The sequence below is a fragment of the Vibrio sp. TRT 21S02 genome (genome assembly GCF_050113675.1).
Classification (GTDB): Bacteria; Pseudomonadota; Gammaproteobacteria; order Enterobacterales; family Vibrionaceae; genus Vibrio.
On record NZ_JBNJOI010000010.1, the window covers coordinates 74,563 to 91,513 of the forward strand.

The 16,951-nt window shown below is 44.9% G+C and carries 15 protein-coding genes and 2 pseudogenes; 6 read left to right on the plus strand and 11 right to left on the minus strand.

Going from position 1 to position 16,951, the window contains the following annotated elements; translation table 11 throughout:
• Positions 1–81 precede the first annotated feature (81 nt).
• Positions 82–927 (minus strand): AraC family transcriptional regulator, encoded by an 846-nt coding sequence (locus tag ACQEXU_RS14165; RefSeq protein WP_427011309.1) that lies wholly within the window; start codon positions 925–927, stop codon positions 82–84.
• A 95-nt stretch (positions 928–1,022) separates the two neighbouring features.
• Here ACQEXU_RS14165 and ACQEXU_RS14170 point away from each other — a divergent pair, with 95 nt between their 5' ends.
• Both ACQEXU_RS14170 and ACQEXU_RS14175 read left to right on the plus strand, forming a co-directional pair.
• Positions 1,023–2,408, plus strand: a complete 1,386-nt coding sequence (locus ACQEXU_RS14170) for an MATE family efflux transporter (protein WP_427011310.1) — start codon at positions 1,023–1,025, stop codon at positions 2,406–2,408.
• A 183-nt stretch (positions 2,409–2,591) separates the two neighbouring features.
• Entirely contained in the window at positions 2,592–3,107 is a 516-nt protein-coding gene (locus ACQEXU_RS14175) for an outer membrane beta-barrel protein (protein WP_427011311.1), read from the plus strand.
• 54 nt (positions 3,108–3,161) lie between these two features.
• On the opposite strand, the gene ACQEXU_RS14180 is transcribed toward ACQEXU_RS14175, so the two are convergent.
• From ACQEXU_RS14180 to ACQEXU_RS14210, 7 genes are read right to left on the minus strand one after another with little or no spacing between them, the layout of a single operon-like run.
• Positions 3,162–3,728 carry a glucose-6-phosphate isomerase family protein gene (locus ACQEXU_RS14180; RefSeq protein ID WP_427011312.1) on the minus strand — a complete coding sequence of 189 codons (567 nt, stop codon included), beginning with the start codon at positions 3,726–3,728 and terminating at the stop codon, positions 3,162–3,164.
• Positions 3,718–4,857, minus strand: a complete 1,140-nt coding sequence (locus ACQEXU_RS14185) for an AGE family epimerase/isomerase (RefSeq protein ID WP_427011313.1) — start codon at positions 4,855–4,857, stop codon at positions 3,718–3,720. The genes ACQEXU_RS14180 and ACQEXU_RS14185 overlap by 11 nt, the downstream gene beginning before the upstream one ends.
• Before the next feature lie 56 nt (positions 4,858–4,913).
• Positions 4,914–5,762 carry a PTS system mannose/fructose/sorbose family transporter subunit IID gene (locus ACQEXU_RS14190; protein ID WP_427011314.1) on the minus strand — a complete coding sequence of 283 codons (849 nt, stop codon included), beginning with the start codon at positions 5,760–5,762 and terminating at the stop codon, positions 4,914–4,916.
• Entirely contained in the window at positions 5,762–6,565 is an 804-nt protein-coding gene (locus ACQEXU_RS14195) for a PTS mannose/fructose/sorbose/N-acetylgalactosamine transporter subunit IIC (protein WP_427011315.1), read from the minus strand. The genes ACQEXU_RS14190 and ACQEXU_RS14195 overlap by 1 nt, the downstream gene beginning before the upstream one ends.
• 32 nt (positions 6,566–6,597) lie before the next feature.
• Complete coding sequence (locus ACQEXU_RS14200; RefSeq protein ID WP_367990036.1) at positions 6,598–7,092, minus strand: PTS system mannose/fructose/N-acetylgalactosamine-transporter subunit IIB; 495 nt, start codon at positions 7,090–7,092, stop codon at positions 6,598–6,600.
• Positions 7,093–7,102: 10 nt separating this feature from the next.
• Complete coding sequence (locus ACQEXU_RS14205) at positions 7,103–7,531, minus strand: PTS sugar transporter subunit IIA (protein WP_427011316.1); 429 nt, start codon at positions 7,529–7,531, stop codon at positions 7,103–7,105.
• A 4-nt stretch (positions 7,532–7,535) separates the two neighbouring features.
• The gene (locus ACQEXU_RS14210; protein ID WP_427011317.1) at positions 7,536–9,296 is read right to left on the minus strand and encodes a class I mannose-6-phosphate isomerase; all 1,761 of its coding nucleotides are present in this window, start codon (positions 9,294–9,296) and stop codon (positions 7,536–7,538) included.
• A 270-nt stretch (positions 9,297–9,566) separates the two neighbouring features.
• On the opposite strand from ACQEXU_RS14210, the gene ACQEXU_RS14215 reads away from it, so the two are divergent.
• Positions 9,567–10,568, plus strand: a complete 1,002-nt coding sequence (locus tag ACQEXU_RS14215) for a LacI family DNA-binding transcriptional regulator (protein WP_427011318.1) — start codon at positions 9,567–9,569, stop codon at positions 10,566–10,568.
• 68 nt (positions 10,569–10,636) lie between these two features.
• Here ACQEXU_RS14215 and ACQEXU_RS14220 read toward each other — a convergent pair.
• Both ACQEXU_RS14220 and ACQEXU_RS14225 read right to left on the minus strand, forming a co-directional pair.
• Positions 10,637–11,992 (minus strand): annotated as a pseudogene (locus ACQEXU_RS14220) (fructose-specific PTS transporter subunit EIIC); the annotation flags it as partial.
• Positions 11,993–12,060: 68 nt separating this feature from the next.
• A pseudogene (locus tag ACQEXU_RS14225) lies at positions 12,061–12,502 on the minus strand (PTS sugar transporter subunit IIA); the annotation flags it as partial.
• 201 nt (positions 12,503–12,703) lie between these two features.
• On the opposite strand from ACQEXU_RS14225, the gene ACQEXU_RS14230 reads away from it, so the two are divergent.
• Together ACQEXU_RS14230 and ACQEXU_RS14235 are read left to right on the plus strand one after the other, a co-directional pair.
• Complete coding sequence (locus ACQEXU_RS14230) at positions 12,704–13,006, plus strand: PTS fructose transporter subunit IIB (RefSeq protein WP_367990041.1); 303 nt, start codon at positions 12,704–12,706, stop codon at positions 13,004–13,006.
• Between the two features lie 10 nt (positions 13,007–13,016).
• Positions 13,017–13,778, plus strand: coding sequence for a PTS sugar transporter subunit IIA (locus tag ACQEXU_RS14235; RefSeq protein WP_367990042.1), 762 nt, complete (start codon positions 13,017–13,019; stop codon positions 13,776–13,778).
• Here ACQEXU_RS14235 and ACQEXU_RS14240 read toward each other — a convergent pair.
• Positions 13,775–14,617 carry a helix-turn-helix domain-containing protein gene (locus ACQEXU_RS14240; protein WP_367990043.1) on the minus strand — a complete coding sequence of 281 codons (843 nt, stop codon included), beginning with the start codon at positions 14,615–14,617 and terminating at the stop codon, positions 13,775–13,777. The two genes, ACQEXU_RS14235 and ACQEXU_RS14240, sit on opposite strands and share 4 nt — an antisense overlap.
• A 399-nt stretch (positions 14,618–15,016) precedes the next feature.
• On the opposite strand from ACQEXU_RS14240, the gene ACQEXU_RS14245 reads away from it, so the two are divergent.
• Positions 15,017–16,921, plus strand: a complete 1,905-nt coding sequence (locus ACQEXU_RS14245) for a PTS fructose transporter subunit IIABC (RefSeq protein WP_427011319.1) — start codon at positions 15,017–15,019, stop codon at positions 16,919–16,921.
• Positions 16,922–16,951: the final 30 nt, after the last annotated feature.

Below are 16,951 nucleotides of genomic sequence, written 5' to 3' on the forward strand. Positions count from 1 at the left end.
AATTGTAATTTCAATAAAATGAGTTTAGGCGCATATATCTGAATTTTCGAATTATCAATCACACCAATCGTTACAAGCTCATTAAGGAATACGCGAATTTTCCTTTCTAAATTGGCGGGGAGTTTTATGGCACCACGCTTTAAAGCGAGCTGTGAAATTGGCAGCAATGGGATAGCCAACAATTTCACCGATGTGTTGGATGGCCCACGTAGTCGAACTCAACAACCTTGCAGCATATTCCATACGCATCCGCGTAATATGGACCTTAGGGCTGTGTCCATAAGCTTGCTGGCAAAGACGATGTAAATGCGGCGGGGAGCATGGGTATAGTGCTGCTATTTGGTCTACGTTCCAATCTCTGTGAAGCGCCATTTGTACGGTATCAAATATCCGATTTAAACGCGCTTTTTTATCAGAGTGGTGTTGTAACTTTGGCGCTTTCAAGAAGAGTTCAATCTGGCTAAGTGCGTTTTCGATCACCACACAACTCAATTCGACAGACAAGTTTCTTGCTCGTAATAACAGCAGCACGTTCGCGTAGATAACTTCTGCTAAAGAAGTTAGGTGATATTCGAATTCTTCCCCAACTAACGCACTCCAGTCATGATTTGGAGAAAGGAAAATCCAAGCAATTTGCCACTCTTCCTCTTCTATACTAAAGCCATTTTCTAACCCCGCTGGTACGATGGCTAATGAACCCGGCTCTAAAATTTGCTTGTCTAAATTGCAGGTGATCCAACCTTTACCTTTTACAGTGTAAAGCAACATGTGTTTATGCTGATTTTTCCGGTAAACCGTAAATAACTCACGGCAATGCGCAATCCCACATTGCACAATCCCTAGCCTTTCCATGGACATTACTTCATTACAACTGATGAACTCATGTTGTGTCTTATCTGAAATCTCAAAGCACTCTTGTTTTTCCATTTTGATAGTTTTGCATAAGTTTTAGATATAATTTAAAAATACCGAATACATAAAAACCGATACACTCCTTTCTGTACTTTCTAAGGAGTTATGCGATGCGTACCCCACATCAAACGCTTGACTATAAATTTTGGCAAAAACTCATTCAAATTGGTGTTCCTGTCTCTTTGCAATCCATGCTTTTTTCTTTGCTTGGTGTCGTGGATATATTTATGGTGAGCCAACTAGGAGAAGCCGCCACGGCTGCTGTTGGCGTGGGAAACCGCATCTTCTTCTTTAATCTAGTGATGATTTTTGGCATAAGTGGCGCTGTCAGCATACTAGCTTCGCAATACTTTGGTGCTAATAATATGGATGGCGTGAAAGTCACGTTGGCTCAGACTTGGCTTGCCGCCTTACTCGTGACTATCCCTTTTATTGTTGGCTATGCACTATCACCAGAAGCGATTATTTCCTTCATCTCAGATGATCCGGCTTACATTGTGATGGCTAAGGACTATCTGGTCGTCACGGGCATAAGTCTTGTCTTTACTGTTTTGGTCGTTCCACTTGAATGCGCACTAAGAGCGGTCGGAGTAGCAAAACTGCCTACTTATGTCAGCATATTAGCCATCATCATTAATGTAATACTCAATGCCTTACTCATTTTTGGGTTATTTGGTTTTCCTGAGCTAGGCGTTTTGGGAGCCGCGATTGGTAGCCTTTTATCTCGCCTCGCTCAAACAGTGCTGTTGTTTTATTTGGCGCATCAACGATTTAAACAGCTCTGGCCGGAAAAAACACATTGGTTACAAACGTTCACAACCTCCCATCGTCGCCGCTTTTTAAAGGTCGCAACCCCAATGTTCATACATGACACAACATGGGCTTTTGGGTTGATCATTTATAACGTGATCATTGGGCAATTAGGGGTATCAGAGCTCGCTATCGTCTCTTTATTGACGCCAATTGAAGGGGTTTTGATCTCAGCCTTTATGGGATTTGCCGTTGCAGCATCAATCATCCTTGGCAATGAAATTGGCGCACAGAATTACCAGCGTGTTTCTAATACTGCATGGTGGTATGTGATCATCAGCGTCGTACTGGCATTAATGCTCGCGGTCCTTTTTTTGCTCGCGAAACCTTTGCTGTTTACGTTGCTCGAGAAGTCTCCAATTCATGATGTACAAACAGCCGTCAACATCTGCTTAATAATGGCATTTGGTATGGTGTTAAAAGTATTCAATATGGTCGGGATCGGCGGCGTATTAAAAAGTGGTGGAGATATTAATTACAGTATTTTCATTGACTTGTTTGGTCAGTGGGGATTTGGTATCCCACTCGCATACGTTACGGGAATTATTCTAGGGTGGCCTTTAGAATATGTCATGTTAATCATCCTTGTTGAAGAAATCGTCAAGTTGATTTTGACCACCTATCGTATTCGAAGCAAAAAGTGGATTAATAACTTAGTTAATGATGAAGAACCACTCTGTGCATAAGGAACTCACACCTAAGGGCGTCACTCTTACACGATAAGGTGCGCCCTTCTTTTACATATCATTAAATCGTTACTGCAATAATATTGGTAACGCCATATTTGAAACACGACTCTTGTTCACTTCTTCCAACACTCTTCTTTTTTACGACTAGGCTTAAACAAAAGAACAATAAGGAGACATAAAATGATCAGACAGTGGCTAGGCTTAGTTTTGATGTCGTTTACATCGCTTTCATACGCAAATACCGACAATTTTGATGACTTCTATCTTGGTCTTGCGAGTAGCTTTTCTGAAGTGGATATCAATGGCGTCGATCAAGTCGATGACAAACCTGATATTTCCTCAGTTGGGATTATTTTCGGTTACCAACCATCCAAGTACTTTGCGATAGAAGCCAGAGAGTTGGTTCGAGTATCGAGTCGTTCTGATATGTTCGATGGTCAAGGTTCACTACTCGCTCGCGGCATTGTTCCTATCCATGAATACTTTGCTCTCTATGGTGTCGGGGGGATCTCTGGTATTTACACCAGCGGCTTTGATGATTTGGAGACTGATGTAACCTATGGCGCCGGTTTTAGAATCAAAAAAGGCTCCCCACTTTACCTTGATGTCGAATACCGTCGGCTATATTCAGGAGACTTTGTTGGTAGCGACATTGAAGTCAATTCTGTCAATCTCAATATCGTTTACGGCTTTTAAACAAAAAAAGCCAGCACGGGGGAGGCACTGGCTAAAGGAGCATGGATTAGCTTCTTACTGAGCTTTTTTATCGACTTTGTGGATTTGATATCCGTCTTCCCCGCGACGTATGCGCACACCAAAACCTTCATTTTCGATGAAGGTATAGTCGTGCCCTGCCACCGCTGGCCAAACTGCCAAAGCGGACAATCTTTCACGACCTGTATTGACCAAGCGATGGGCAACAACACTGCGAATATGATGGACACTACCGGGAAACACTTTTTCTACGGTTACACTGCCTTGTTCATTTTGTAGGATCAGCAATCCTTCACCAACAGCGCCAAAATAGTATTCGGCTTGTTCTGCTCGTTCATGAATGTGGCCACGAGTCATGTAATACTCATTTCCAACGGTCCCCGGATTAAGGTGAGTCACGCCAAAATTGAGCTCTCCTTCCGTCTGTTCAGGTGGAAACATCTCAACGCAATAAATAACTTCGTTCGGATCCCTTTTCTCATAAGCGTTTTTGTCCTCAAACACCCCTTCTAAAGACCCTAATGTCGTTTCTTTGCACATCAACTCCTCAGAACGAATTTGCCCCGAAATATAGTTTACGTACGGAGGAATCTTAACTTCCATGGCTTAACTCCTTTTCAGCTTTAATTAACTCAGCAAATGCCAAAAATATATGGTAGAACGTGCTCGCCGGAGAATGAGGCTGCTGCGAGAAACCATACTTGTCAGTTTGGTCGACCCATAACCCCTTTTCTGCGGGTTCAATGTAGTATTTGAAAATATGATCAACTGCGGATGATATCGCAGCTTCACGAATCGGCGTAGGGTTGCGCTCCCACAGTGCAATACACGCTTTTAAGTATTCGGTTTGGCACCACAAGCGTGATGTCGGCCTTAATGCTTCACCCGTAGACAAGACTTCATCCCGAACTAATTGATTGGGGTTGTGACCGTATATCTGAGCAAAACGCTGTAACTTCTCTATTTGTTCGGTCACATCAGCGTTAGTCAACTTTTGGTAGTGATTAAGTAACCAAATCCATTCGTAATGATGTCCCGGGTCTACGTGCGTCCCCGTCTCTTTATCTAATGAGAGATCCGCATTGAAGAACTCTGCGAGATGATCATCACGTAGAAAATACATATTAAACAGCTGGTAAATGTGACCGGCACGTTGAAGCCAAATAGCATCGTCCGTTGCTTCATAAGCAACCATCAAGGCTTCAAACAAATGCATGTGAGGGTTTTGCCCTTTCGCATTCAAGCTTTCGGTTGAGATGTAGAAGCCCGGTTGACGATCAGAACTGAGTTCACGCTCAATGAAGTCATACATCGCATACATGTTATTTAAACTATCTTGGCTACGAGTGAGCTTGTAATGCCAAGCAAACCCCAGCAGAGCGAACGCTTGCTCATATAGATAAATCTGTGATGGACCTTCATCAAACTCTTTGCTTAACGCAAACTTAAACCCCTGCTCTGGAGAGCCGTAATAATATAAGCCAATCGTTACGACATCATTAACAAGCTCTGTAGCGTCGCACATATCAAGCAATGTTGCGTGGCTAAAAACGTAAATCTGTCTTGGTTGTACTCGAAACCGAATCAATGATGGTGCGTAAAGTTCACCATCTTGACGTATCCCCTCAGCAAACAATGCGTGCTCTTTAAGTACACTGTTTTGCCATTTTGGTAAGGCGTAAGAAGTCAGCCAGCGCTGACAGCGTGCAGCCTGAAAAGATAAAGAATTCATTTTGTTATCCCTAAGGCAACGCTTTGATTAGCGTTGCCTTCAGAAGCCAATAGAAATTAGAAGATGCCGAGTGCGACACCAATGGCGGAGAAAGCAACGAGTGCTAACATTGCATTGACTGGGCTTAGTCCCTTCTTCGCCATTGCATACCAAGTTCCTAGAACAACCAGCAAAGGCAGTAATTTAGGGAAGATTCCATCCAACATGGCTTGAATACTGATATCGACTCCATCTTTTGTGGCGTACTCCAGCCCTGTGCCAAGGTTCACATAGCTTGCCGCAACACCGCCCATGACAAACACACCAAGCAACGATAGTGCTTCACGTATTTTGGTGGATTTATCACTGACTAGCACTTCCACTGAGCTTGCACCCATCTTGTAGCCTTTCATAAACAGCTGGTATGAACCAATCAGTGCAATGGCGTTAAAGGCAACAATATAAAAAATCGGGCCAAGAATATTGCCACCTGCGGCAAGTGCCATACCAATACTCAATAGTATTGGGATCAACATTCCCGGTATCATCGAATCGCCGATACCTGCTACAGGCCCCATCAAACCGACTTTGAGCGTATTAATGGTTTCCCCATCAAGTGGCTCGCCATTCGCCTTTTTCTCTTCCATACCCACGGCCATACCGTTGATGATGGCACCCAGTTGTGGCTCCGTGTTGTAGAAAGAAGCGTGGCGTTTCATGGCTTCAATACGATCTTCTTTATTTGGATACAGTTTCTTTAGTGCCGGCATCATGCCTAAACAAAATCCAAACGATTCAAGACGCTCAAAGCTCATTGAAGACAGGTTGTACATCATCCATGCTTTCCAGCATTTGGTTAGATCTTTCTTATTCAGCTCTACCCGTGAGCTGCCAGTGTTTTCTGTCGGGTGTTTAAGTTCAGTCATCAGAATTCATCCTCATCGTCATCAGCGACTGCATTTTGTGCTGCTACAGAAGGTTGTGGATCTGGCTTGTAGTTGTAGTGAATCAACGCAAATAGCGCACCAATCGTGACTAAGCCCAGCATATTCAGTTTTAAGAAAACGATGCCAACAAACCCAACAAGGAAGTAGATCAACATACTGTTGTCTTTGATGATCTGCTTCAGCAAGATAGCGATACCCACAGCAGGTAAAATGCCACCTAGAACGGACATAGTGTCAATCACCATATCTGGCAAGCTTGCCATGAAACCTTCGATGTATTGGTTACCAAAATAAACCGCGATAAATGTCGGAATAAAGCGCATCAAAAAGTTGGTGACTTGCGGATAAATGGCGGAGTTCATGTATACCCCACGTTCATCACCTGCCTCTATTGCCAGATCAGCTCGGTGGTTCCAGTAGGAGTTAAGGACCATCATGAAGTTGAAAATAATGGTTCCGGCGATACCAATGGTCGCCGCAATCGCAACGGCCACTTCGACCCCCTGTCCCGACATAACCCCGAGGGCAACGGCCGGAAACGCTACAAAGTTTAAGTCTGCTGGCATCGCACCACCTGGTGTGACCATCGCGATGTATACTGCTTGCACAGCCACACCAACCATGATCCCGGTTTGTAAATCACCAAGGATAAGGCCAACGAGCATCCCCGAAACTAACGGGCGAGTAATGGTGTACCAGCCACCGGTTAGCCCCATCAGCCAAGGGCTTGATAGCGCTCCGAGATAACAAAGTATCCCGATAAGTACTGCTTCTAAAAACATAATCTTGTCCTTTTGCTCACGTTAAAGCATGGTTACTTCAGTTTTTGTTGTGCGTCTTGCCAGCTATATGCATTGGCATCGGGCACTAATCTGAATTCAATCTGATGTCCGGCATCGCTCAGATAGTTAAATGCCGTAATTTCTTCTGCATTAACACACTGATTTCCACCGATGGTTGTCGTGCCCTCACGAGCACTCATAGGACCAACGTTGATTTTTTTATTAAGGTTGGTCAGGTCAATTCCCGACTCGCTGATTTTCTGCAGCGTGACCGGGGATTTAGCAATAACGAAATATTTTTTGTCACTGGCAATGACTTTAGGAAGCTTGGTGATTGCAGTCGCCGTATCAAATAACCAAACTTTGACATCCGTGACAGCGCCTTTCATAACTTGAGAGAGCAGTGGATCAGCCGCAACCGCATCATCAATCGCGACAATACCGTCGCAAGGCAGCTCTTTTGCCCAACGAGTCATCAATTGACCGTGGATCACCCGGTCATCAATACGTACAAATGAAATGGCCATAACAAGCTCCTTAAAAATCGTCTTCTTCCGTCGAATCAATCAACTCTGCAATTACAATGGTGCTGAGTGCTTCTTTATGTAGTTTTTGTGCGACCACGAGTGCGTCATCTTCTTCAACATACTCTGCTGTCATTAATAAAGTGGGAAAGTTAACCCCTGTCACGACTTCCACATTGGTTTCAAATTCACGGTCAAACGCGTAGGTACACGCCACGTTGTAAGGTGTGCCGCATTCAAGATCACACAACACAACAATACCGTCGAAGTGAGGGGCGACCTTGCGGATCTCTTGATCAAAATCTCGCTTGAACTGTTCAATGCCGCCTTCTTCGGTCAAACAAACGCAGGAGGTATTTTCTAGCTGACCAAAAACCATATTGGCGCTGGCCATCAGCGCTTGTGCCAACGGTCCATGTGTCGCAACAATAAAATGAATCATCTAATTACCCTCTTACAAACGCTTTAATGGTTGCCAGTTCATGCCCGACACTTTCACCATGTGGTTCAATGATGTATTCGTCCACGTTCGCCGGAATCACAAAGGTTTCGGCATAATGGACAACAAACGGTTCAAACTGATTGTTTGGGCTGATCACTCGTGCTTCTTGCCCCTCAATTAAGTTAAGTACATTTACCGCACCGCATGTCTGGTGTAACACTGGCTCAGAAAACCAATGGCGGCGCGTTTCAATAAACTCTCTGTCATGCAGACCCGTTTTCTCTTCACGCCAACCTGCGCCTTCAGCAATAGGCTCAACCGCGTTAATCAAATTACTTTCACACCATTGGGTATCTCTGTCCCATTGGATCACCTCTTTGCCATGATCCAAATGCACCGGACGTGGTAGCCCATCCATTCCAAGGCGTCCCCAATCCCATAGCTTGAATGTAAAAATGTAAGGTGTGGCACTTATCTCCAGAACCATCGATTCAGAACCAGAACAGTGGATTGTCCCGGCAGGAATCAAAAAATGATCGTGTTTTTTCGCTGGAAATTGATTGATGTACTTTTCATCATCGAAAGGCTTTTCACCGCGTTGAGCAGCGTGCAAATCCGCCATCATTTCATCCGGATTAATGCCAGTTTTCGTTCCCAAATACACACTCGCATTTTCACCCGCGTCCAAGAGGTAGTAACTTTCGTCTTGGGTATAGTGCATGCCAAATTCGTTCTGGATATATTCCGTTATCGGGTGTACCTGCAAGCTAAGATGTTGACCCTCCATGGTATCGAGGAAATCAAAGCGGATCGGGAATTCAGCCCCAAATCGTGCATGTACTTTTTCACCTAACAAGGCTTTCGGTTGCATCAAGACCAGATCTTGAGAAGGGATCTCCACGGTGACGTCACCGTATTTGAGCAGTAAACTGTTCTCTTCCGGCACACAGTCGAAGCACCAAGCATAATTTGGTTTGTCCGCTTCCAAATCACAGACTTGTTTCATCCACTGCCCACCCCAAACTCCCGGATCAAAGAAAGGAACTAAGCGGAAAGGTTGTTGCGTTGCCTGACGAAGCCCAGCGTTAAACGCTTCACCAGTGACCAATTTCGGGTCCATCGCACTGTTGGTATCGAGCAAGAAATCAACCGCATCGAGTAACTTCGTTTTGTAGCGATCAAATACGCGCCACTCAATAAAGAAAGAGCGTTTATAGCGGCGTAGCACATCTTCGTTAAAGTTATCGACGCCCCAGTTTCCAAGCTCTCCTCGACGAAAACGCTGTTGGATTTCCCAACGCGCCATGTCGGCGTAAACAAAGGTATCTCCTTGCACGACTAACCTTGCACCATGGCCGTACACCACAATGAGCCCACTTTCACACTGTTCTACCAACTCAGATAAATCTGCTAATCTCTCTTGGTCGAAAAATTCTTCTAGCTTATGTGGAGCTATCACGCCAAATACGCGATCATCCGTAATATGACGCTCTAACATGGCATGAATATAAGTTTCTTCATATTTCGCGGAGTCGGTAGAAATCACAACAGCAGGATTAAGCGGTGCGATAAGCTGTTGCAGTAACTCATCATGATCGACGCCATGATAGGTATCAATCACTAACACATGTTTATGGCCCTGAGCGACACTGTTCTCAAGTGTTTTTACGATACTCGCCCAGCCTCGTTGTGCATGGTGCTGATAACCCTTCACTTCGATGTGTGGTGTTTTGTCATAATTCGATTGACCAGATAAATACTTCATACATCACCTTTGATTGCCTTCTGATGACAATTTAATCAATGAGTCATAAAAACCACAAATGGGTTAACGTGTTTAACCTATCATTTATCTTTGTTTAATCTCGATCTATTGGCATTTGTAAGTGTACGATCACAAATAAATCGTTTAAAAATACATCAAATAAGATTAAACGTTTAACCTAGAATTAATTCATTCAGAACAGTGATACATATAGTTAGAAAATAGGCTTTTAATGAACGCTAGGCTGAAGTGTCTTGATGAGGTGAACAGATGGGAAAAGCAACAATTGCACACGTCGCGAAGCATTGTCAGGTCTCAACCGCGACCGTTTCTATGGTCTTAACCAACAAAGGGCGAATTTCCGAACCAACTCGAGAGCGAGTGTTGAAGGCTGTGGAGGAGCTTGGGTATGTGTACAATCAAGCGGCCGCCAACTTACGGCACAAACGCAGTAACCTCGTTGGCTTAGTCACCCCCGACATTACCAACCCCTTTTACTCAGAGCTCATCGCCGGCCTTAGCCACTTTCTCGAAGAACGAAACTCCATGTTATTTCTCGCCAACTCAGAAGAAAGTGTCGAACGGCAAGATAAGTTCATCGACTCATTGCTAAGCCAAAATGCTGGAGGTGTGGTGATATGTCCAGCCGTCGACACCGATATCAACTATTTAAATACCGTTAAAGGTCGCGGGCTTCCCGTCGTGCTGGCAGTTAGGCCACTTGGTGATGATCTGTTTGATTTCGTCGGCACCAATAATTTTATGGGACTACAACTGGCTACCGAACACTTGATCCAACTCGGCCACACTCATATTGGTTTTATCGGTGGTTTGGAAGGTTCGAAAACACGCTCACACCGACTTGGCGGGTATTTATCTAAGTTGATGGAACATGGCATTCCATTTCGTGAAAGCTATGTGCGCAGCTGTTCTGCGAGCCGTACCGAAGGAGCAAAAATCACACAAGAGCTGTTAGAGCAACACCCTGAAATTACCGCGGTGATCGGTTATCAAGACATCGTGGCGTTTGGTGTTATGCGTGCAATCAAAGCCATTGGAAAGCAAGTGGGTAAAGACATCGCTGTCGTCGGTTTTGATGATGTGCCAGAAGCGGCGGACTCCATGCCTGCACTCACCACTATTTCTGTCTCCGCAAAGCAGATAGGCCGAGTTGCGGGTGAGCTAATTCTGGCGAGAATGGAGGGTGATAAACAGACGGTGAAAAGCACTATCTTTCCCCCCAAGCTTAAAATTCGGGAGTCGTGCTGCTAGCTATCAATACAAAAAAGCCCCTCTCAATGAGGGGCTGGAGCATAGTCATAGGGGGTGACTATAGAGAGTTAAAGCTTTGACTGGATTAATGCCGTTGCGTTATGCATTGCGTCTTTTGTTGTGACATCCAGTGTTGGTAAATCGTTAAAACGTTCAGGTTCTTTGATCGCAACATCGTGAGCAAAAATCACAAACTTCGCATTAGCCACATCTTTGGCAGTAATGCGGTTATTGATGCCATTTGCGCCCTGAGTTTCCACCTTGATTTTAATTCCTAAAAGATGGGCCGCTTTTTCCAATGATTTGGCCGCAAGGAATGTATGTGCTACACCTGAAGGACAAGAAGTAATCGCAAGAATGTCGGCTTCGCCCTCACCTTCAACTGATGCATAGACTTCTGCGACAGCGCTTTCAGATTCATCTTCAGTGACATTCTTCTTAAGTAAAATAACGATCAATGCCGTTGTGAGCGCCCCCGCTAATGTCCCAACAACATAACCAATCTTGCCATCAACAACAGGGAGAACAATCCATCCGCCCCATGGCGCATGGTTTAACACATGGAACATAAAGCCAGTAATGTTACCAACGATACCACCAGCAACAATGGCAGGAAGTACACGCGCTGGATCGGCAGCAGCAAATGGAATCGCCCCTTCTGTAATACCGATCATCCCCATGATACCTGCAGCTTTACCTGCTTCTCGTTCATCACGTTTGAATTTCTTAGGTGAAAGGAAGGTTGCCAGCGCCATACCTAAAGGAGGCGTACAAATAGCAATGCCCACACCACCCATCAGCCATGGTTGCGTATCCACCTGAGTTTGCGCAAAAAGTGTCGCGACTTTGTTGATAGGGCCACCCATATCAAAGGCAGTCATCCCACCTAAAATGGTACCAAGCAGCACTTTTCCTGAACCCGCCATTCCTGCCAACCACTCGTTCATGGTTGTCATTGCACTGGCGATTGGCGCACCAATAACCCACATGACAGCACCACAAGTAATAAAAGTGCCCACAAGCGGATAGATAAATATGGAGCCAAGCGAGCTCATGCTGTCTGGCAGTTTAATTCGTTTGAGTTGCCGAACCACAAAACCAGCAAAAAAACCAACAACAATTGCGCCAAGAAAACCGGTGCTGTACTGGCTCACGGCAACCCAAGAGCCAATCATACCCGGCGCAAGACCCGGTTTGTCTGCAATGGAGTAAGCAATATACCCACCCAACACCGCAGTGAACAGCGTCAAACCAGCGATACCCATTTGGGCAATATCCGCTAAGATGCCACTCTCCGGGACTGCTCCTTGACCAGAAATCATGACCGATAACGAAAGCAGCACGCCACCTGCGACAATGAATGGGATCATGTGTGAGGTGCCAAATAACAAGTGTTCTTTGATGCGGCCAAGCTTTTGCTTCATCTCACTAGTATTGTTGGCCGTTGATGGCATCTCTACTGGGCTTGGTTTGATTACATCCTGAGGTACATCAATCAATAACGCTCTCGCCTCTTCCACCGACTTAGCGGCTTTTAGGCGCTCAACAAAACCGTCTTCGACTAACTTACCTGAAATTTGTGCTAACACTTCAATATGATGATTGTCTGCACCATCTGGTGATGCCAACATAAAGAAAACATCTGACAATTCACCATCCTCAGCACCATAGTCAATGCCTTTGCGGCTGATGCCTACCGCTACTGCCGGTGTTTTTACCGCATTACTTTTAGCATGGGGAATAGCAATACCATCTTCAAAGCCCGTATTACCAATCTCTTCACGTCGCCATACGTCTGCAAGAAATTGCGATTTATCATTTAACTTACCGGCTTTGTCTAGCAACTCAGCCAGCTGTTGCAACACATCATCTTTGGTCCGAGCTTGCAGATCTAATGTGATGATCTCAGGCTCAATAAGGTTTGTAATATCCATCTTGTCATTACCTTTATATTCACGCTCGGATATAGATTAGTGAGCCAACTCATTTGTAGAAATAGGACGAAAAAAGCATTCACTGGACAAACGTATCACACCAAACAAAGTGTGATGACCGTCGTTAATTTGCTGGTTTTAAGTCACTTTTTTTCCGTCAGGCTATGCTAATATTCGACAAAATTGTTATTGAGAACACCGATGAAAATTGTAGCCGTGACCGCCTGCCCAACGGGTATTGCACATACCTACATGGCCGCAGATGCTCTGATTAAAACTGCGCCAAAATATAACGTACAAATAAAAGTTGAAACCCAAGGAGCAATGGGGATTGAGAACCCGCTCACTCCTTATGACATAGCTCATGCCGACCAAGTGCTCATTGTTTCCGATATTGACATTGAACAAGCCGCACGTTTCGAAGGCATGAATAAAATTCGACTTTCCATTGAAGACGTTTTACTCAACGTCGACAAAGTATTCCAGCAGTACTGTCGTAGTTAATTACTGCTGTATGTACGAATATCAGATCACTTTTCTCGTTAACAACGCCGATCGCAGTGTTCAACTGGCATCGGCGTTGCCACCCATTGTTAAAAAATTCAAAAGCACCATTCATCTCATCAACATCACCCAAGATCGCAGTGGCAATTTATCCAAAGCCCTCGGGGTATTTAAAGCCGGCATGGTCGAAGGTGACTTGTGCCAAATTACTGCTATCGGTGTCGATGCAGAGCTGGCGTGCTTTGTCATCAAAGATCTGGTTGCCGATTTATATACCGTTATAGGAACCGATATCTACTCTGTGCTGTCCCAGCACGTGAAAACACCTCTTCCATTTAAAGATATACATTTTGATTACGCCAAAGCCCAAACGATACTGACTAAATTTGAGTGCTTAAAGGGCATAGCGCAACTTATCTATCCTAAGAACCCTGACGAGCTATTATTAGCTTTCATTAAGCGCGAAGAGACCTCATCAACCTGCGTTACTCCAGGAATTGCGCTACCTCACGTTATGTTTAAAGAGAGCCATCAGCTCTCCATTGCAGCGATTTCTACTGAAGACGCCATTGATTGGCAATCACCCATCGGCAAAACCCACTTAGCGATTGGCTTGGTCATGCCTGATAAGCCAACAAAAGCGCAAATCATCGCGGTAACCAATTTGACTCGCAACCTACTCAACCACACCTTGTGTGAAAGGCTGCTGCTCACACGAAATAGTAGTGAGTTGCAATCCATCATCATGTACGCCACATCACGGTTAATTTAAGCTGCACCACGATATTCGGTTGGCGTTCTTCCTGTCCGGTTTTTAAACACACGGCAAAAATAATTCACATCTTTAAAACCACACCGAACCGACACTTCGTTCAATTTGAAGTTGTACTTCTTCAACATAAATTTAGCGCGGTCGATCCGCACCCACGTAATGTAATCAGCCAACGTCATATGCCCTTGCTGACGGAACATTCTCGACAGATGGTTCGAGGAGATACTAAAACGCTCAGCAATGCTGTCACGGGTGATCTGGCGATGAAAGTTCTCTTGAATATAGATACAAATCCCCTGATACAGATCTGTTACTCGATTGTGTGACTGGGTCACAGGTTCATCCAGCATCGATTTGCTGTACTGCAACAACGCCTGAAGTAGCAGTTCATCCATTGGCTTTTTGTGAGACTCTTTCGCCAATGAGCTAAGGGCCTCAAGAATGTTATCAATGGCAAAACCTGAGCGGGTCTGAATGCTGTGTTTTTGAACATCAAAAAAGCCCACTTCATTTTTCCGCTTACTGACAAAACTCAACCCAAGCTGACGACGGCCAAACAACATACTAAGCACTGAGCAATCTGTATCCCAGTCCGGCTTATTCCAACAGTTGGGAGGAATAAAAATCGCATCACCCGGCTTAGCTATAATATGCGAGATCTGGCGTTCGTGATTTTCCATTTCATTAATGTATTCACCGTCTAAAATCAGCTCCAAACGAGGGAAGTTCACCTGATAACTGAATGCTGGAGGCGTATGAAAGTCTCCCGCAAACCAAATGTTATGGAACGGTTCTCTTTCACTTAATACCGATGAAATTAAATCCTGAAATACTGTCATACCTACTCGCTTAGCCACATAAATCCAGCTGGCTATTTCATACGGCAAGGTATAACGCGTTATTGAAATAAGTACTATTGGGGGAGTTCACAATTACAAATGAATGTTACAAAAATCCAGTAAAAGCCTTAATTATCCTCCCTCCTTCGCAAACAATACTGACCAAATGCAAACCTTTGCATCCAATGGAAGCAGTTGTATTTACTGGATTCTGCAATTTATCGAATATCAAACTCTATTTTGATTAAACATTAACCATGACACTGTGTTCATAGATCCAAATCACATCCAAGACATTAGGTTACAATCATCCAGCTAATGCATTTTTTCTTCACTACAGTCTCGTAGGTTCAAATTTCACAATAACCCCGACATAAGAAAAACAGTTAGGGGTCAAACATGATTAACCAATTAATCAACGAGAACTTAATTCAACTCTCGCTTGGTGCTGAAACAAAAGATGACGTGTTTCATGAGCTGATTGAAATTTTGTTCCAACAAGGTCGGATTAACGATAAAGCGCAGTTTCTTGCCGATATCAAAGCACGCGAAGAACAAGGCAATACTGGATTTGAAGACGGTGTTGCACTTCCACACGCTAAAAGTGCTGCGGTTATCGAGCCTGCCGTTGTGATTGGTGTGAGCAAAAAAGGGATCGATTACGGCGCAGAAGACGGTCAGCCCTCTAAATTATTTTTTATGATCGCGTCACCTGATGGTGGCGATAACCATCACATTGAAGTCCTTGCAGAGCTCTCTTCTAAGTTGATTGAACAAGGTTTCATTGAACAGTTTATCAATGCAGAGAGCAATCAAGAAGCGTTAGCGCTGCTACTGGAAAAATCCGAATCGGCGCAGCAACCTTCAGACAGTGAAACAAAAGGTTTCCTTATTGGTGTCACTGGTTGTCCTGCTGGTGTCGCCCATACTTACCTTGCCGCAGAAGCGCTGGAAAAAGGGGCAGCAAACAGTGGATACCAGATCAAAGTAGAAACCAATGGTTCAATTGGGGTGAAAAACAGCCCAACTGAGGAAGAGATAGCCCGAGCAGATGCCATCATCGTTGCCTGTGACAAACAAGTTGATATGGCACGATTCGCTGGAAAGCGTGTGATAAAAACCAATGTAAAAGCCCCTATCAAAGATGCGGAAGGCCTGATTAAGCAAGCGTTAAGTTCACCAATTTATCAGACGGATGCATCAAGTGCTGACTCGTCTAGCACAAGTAATATTGCACAAGCACGCTCAGATCTTTATCGCTTCTTAATGAACGGTGTGTCACACATGATCCCGTTTGTTGTCACAGGTGGTTTGTTAATTGCGCTGGCACTGGCAATTGGTGGAGAACCAACAGAGGCGGGAATGGCAATTCCTCCTGAAAGCATGTGGAACCAAATCCTCAACGTCGGGGTTGTTGCCTTTACTCTGATGATCCCTATTTTGGCTGGTTACATTGCTTATGCGATTGCCGACCGCCCTGCTCTAGCCCCTGGTCTTATTGGCGGCTGGATTGCGAATAATGGCTCATTTTATGGTGCGGAAGCTGGCACTGGCTTCATCGGCGCTATCATCGCCGGTTTGCTTGTTGGCTACTTTGTTAAATGGCTCACCTCAATTAATTACCATAAATTCGTGCAACCTCTTGTGCCAATCATGATCGCACCGATTACAGGTTCGCTCTTCATCGCTGGCTTATTCATTTTCGTCATCGGTGCTCCTATCGCCAACCTCATGGATGGTTTAACAGCTCTTCTTACCAGCATGAGCACCGGAAACGTCATTCTACTGGGGATCGTTTTAGGGGGCATGGCTGGCTTTGATATGGGTGGTCCATTCAACAAAGTGGCATTCCTGTTCTCTGTCGGCATGATTGCCAGTGGCCAAACTCAATTCATGGGAGCAATGGCTTGCGCAATCCCTGTAGCACCGCTTGGTATGGCACTCGCTACATTCCTTGGTAGAAAACTCGACCTATTCGAACAATCTGAAACCGAAGCAGGCAAAGCTGCTGGCGCAATGGGGCTAGTAGGCATTTCAGAAGGGGCGATCCCATTCGCCGCTCAAGATCCAATGTCTGTTATCCCTGCAAACGTACTTGGTTCCATGGTCGCTGCCGTCATGGCGTTCTCCTTCGGCATTACAAATAGCGTGGCACACGGTGGCCCTGTTGTGGCCTTACTTGGCGCAATGAACTACCCGCTGCTTGCGCTTATCTGTATGGCGGCAGGTGCAGTAACCACAGCTGTCACTTGTGTCGCACTGAAGAAAGTTCGCAAAGCCAAGCCGGTTGCAGCAAGCGCTTAATTTTATTGGCTGACAGGCTTGAGTCGTAGG

Excerpts from the sequence above, each read along its gene's own strand:
- ACQEXU_RS14190 (WP_427011314.1), bottom strand. The coding sequence starts at position 5,762 with ATGACTGAACTTAAACACCCGACAGAAAACACTGGCAGCTCACGGGTA.
- ACQEXU_RS14240 (WP_367990043.1), bottom strand. The coding sequence starts at position 14,617 with ATGACAGTATTTCAGGATTTAATTTCATCGGTATTAAGTGAAAGAGAA.
- ACQEXU_RS14210 (WP_427011317.1), bottom strand. The coding sequence starts at position 9,296 with ATGAAGTATTTATCTGGTCAATCGAATTATGACAAAACACCACACATC.
- ACQEXU_RS14205 (WP_427011316.1), bottom strand. The coding sequence starts at position 7,531 with ATGATTCATTTTATTGTTGCGACACATGGACCGTTGGCACAAGCGCTG.
- ACQEXU_RS14200 (WP_367990036.1), bottom strand. The coding sequence starts at position 7,092 with ATGGCCATTTCATTTGTACGTATTGATGACCGGGTGATCCACGGTCAA.
- ACQEXU_RS14175 (WP_427011311.1), top strand. The coding sequence starts at position 2,592 with ATGATCAGACAGTGGCTAGGCTTAGTTTTGATGTCGTTTACATCGCTT.
- ACQEXU_RS14180 (WP_427011312.1), bottom strand. The coding sequence starts at position 3,728 with ATGGAAGTTAAGATTCCTCCGTACGTAAACTATATTTCGGGGCAAATT.
- ACQEXU_RS14195 (WP_427011315.1), bottom strand. The coding sequence starts at position 6,565 with ATGTTTTTAGAAGCAGTACTTATCGGGATACTTTGTTATCTCGGAGCG.
- ACQEXU_RS14185 (WP_427011313.1), bottom strand. The coding sequence starts at position 4,857 with ATGAATTCTTTATCTTTTCAGGCTGCACGCTGTCAGCGCTGGCTGACT.
- ACQEXU_RS14165 (WP_427011309.1), bottom strand. The coding sequence starts at position 927 with ATGGAAAAACAAGAGTGCTTTGAGATTTCAGATAAGACACAACATGAG.
- ACQEXU_RS14235 (WP_367990042.1), top strand. The coding sequence starts at position 13,017 with ATGTACGAATATCAGATCACTTTTCTCGTTAACAACGCCGATCGCAGT.
- ACQEXU_RS14230 (WP_367990041.1), top strand. The coding sequence starts at position 12,704 with ATGAAAATTGTAGCCGTGACCGCCTGCCCAACGGGTATTGCACATACC.
- ACQEXU_RS14170 (WP_427011310.1), top strand. The coding sequence starts at position 1,023 with ATGCGTACCCCACATCAAACGCTTGACTATAAATTTTGGCAAAAACTC.
- ACQEXU_RS14245 (WP_427011319.1), top strand. The coding sequence starts at position 15,017 with ATGATTAACCAATTAATCAACGAGAACTTAATTCAACTCTCGCTTGGT.
- ACQEXU_RS14215 (WP_427011318.1), top strand. The coding sequence starts at position 9,567 with ATGGGAAAAGCAACAATTGCACACGTCGCGAAGCATTGTCAGGTCTCA.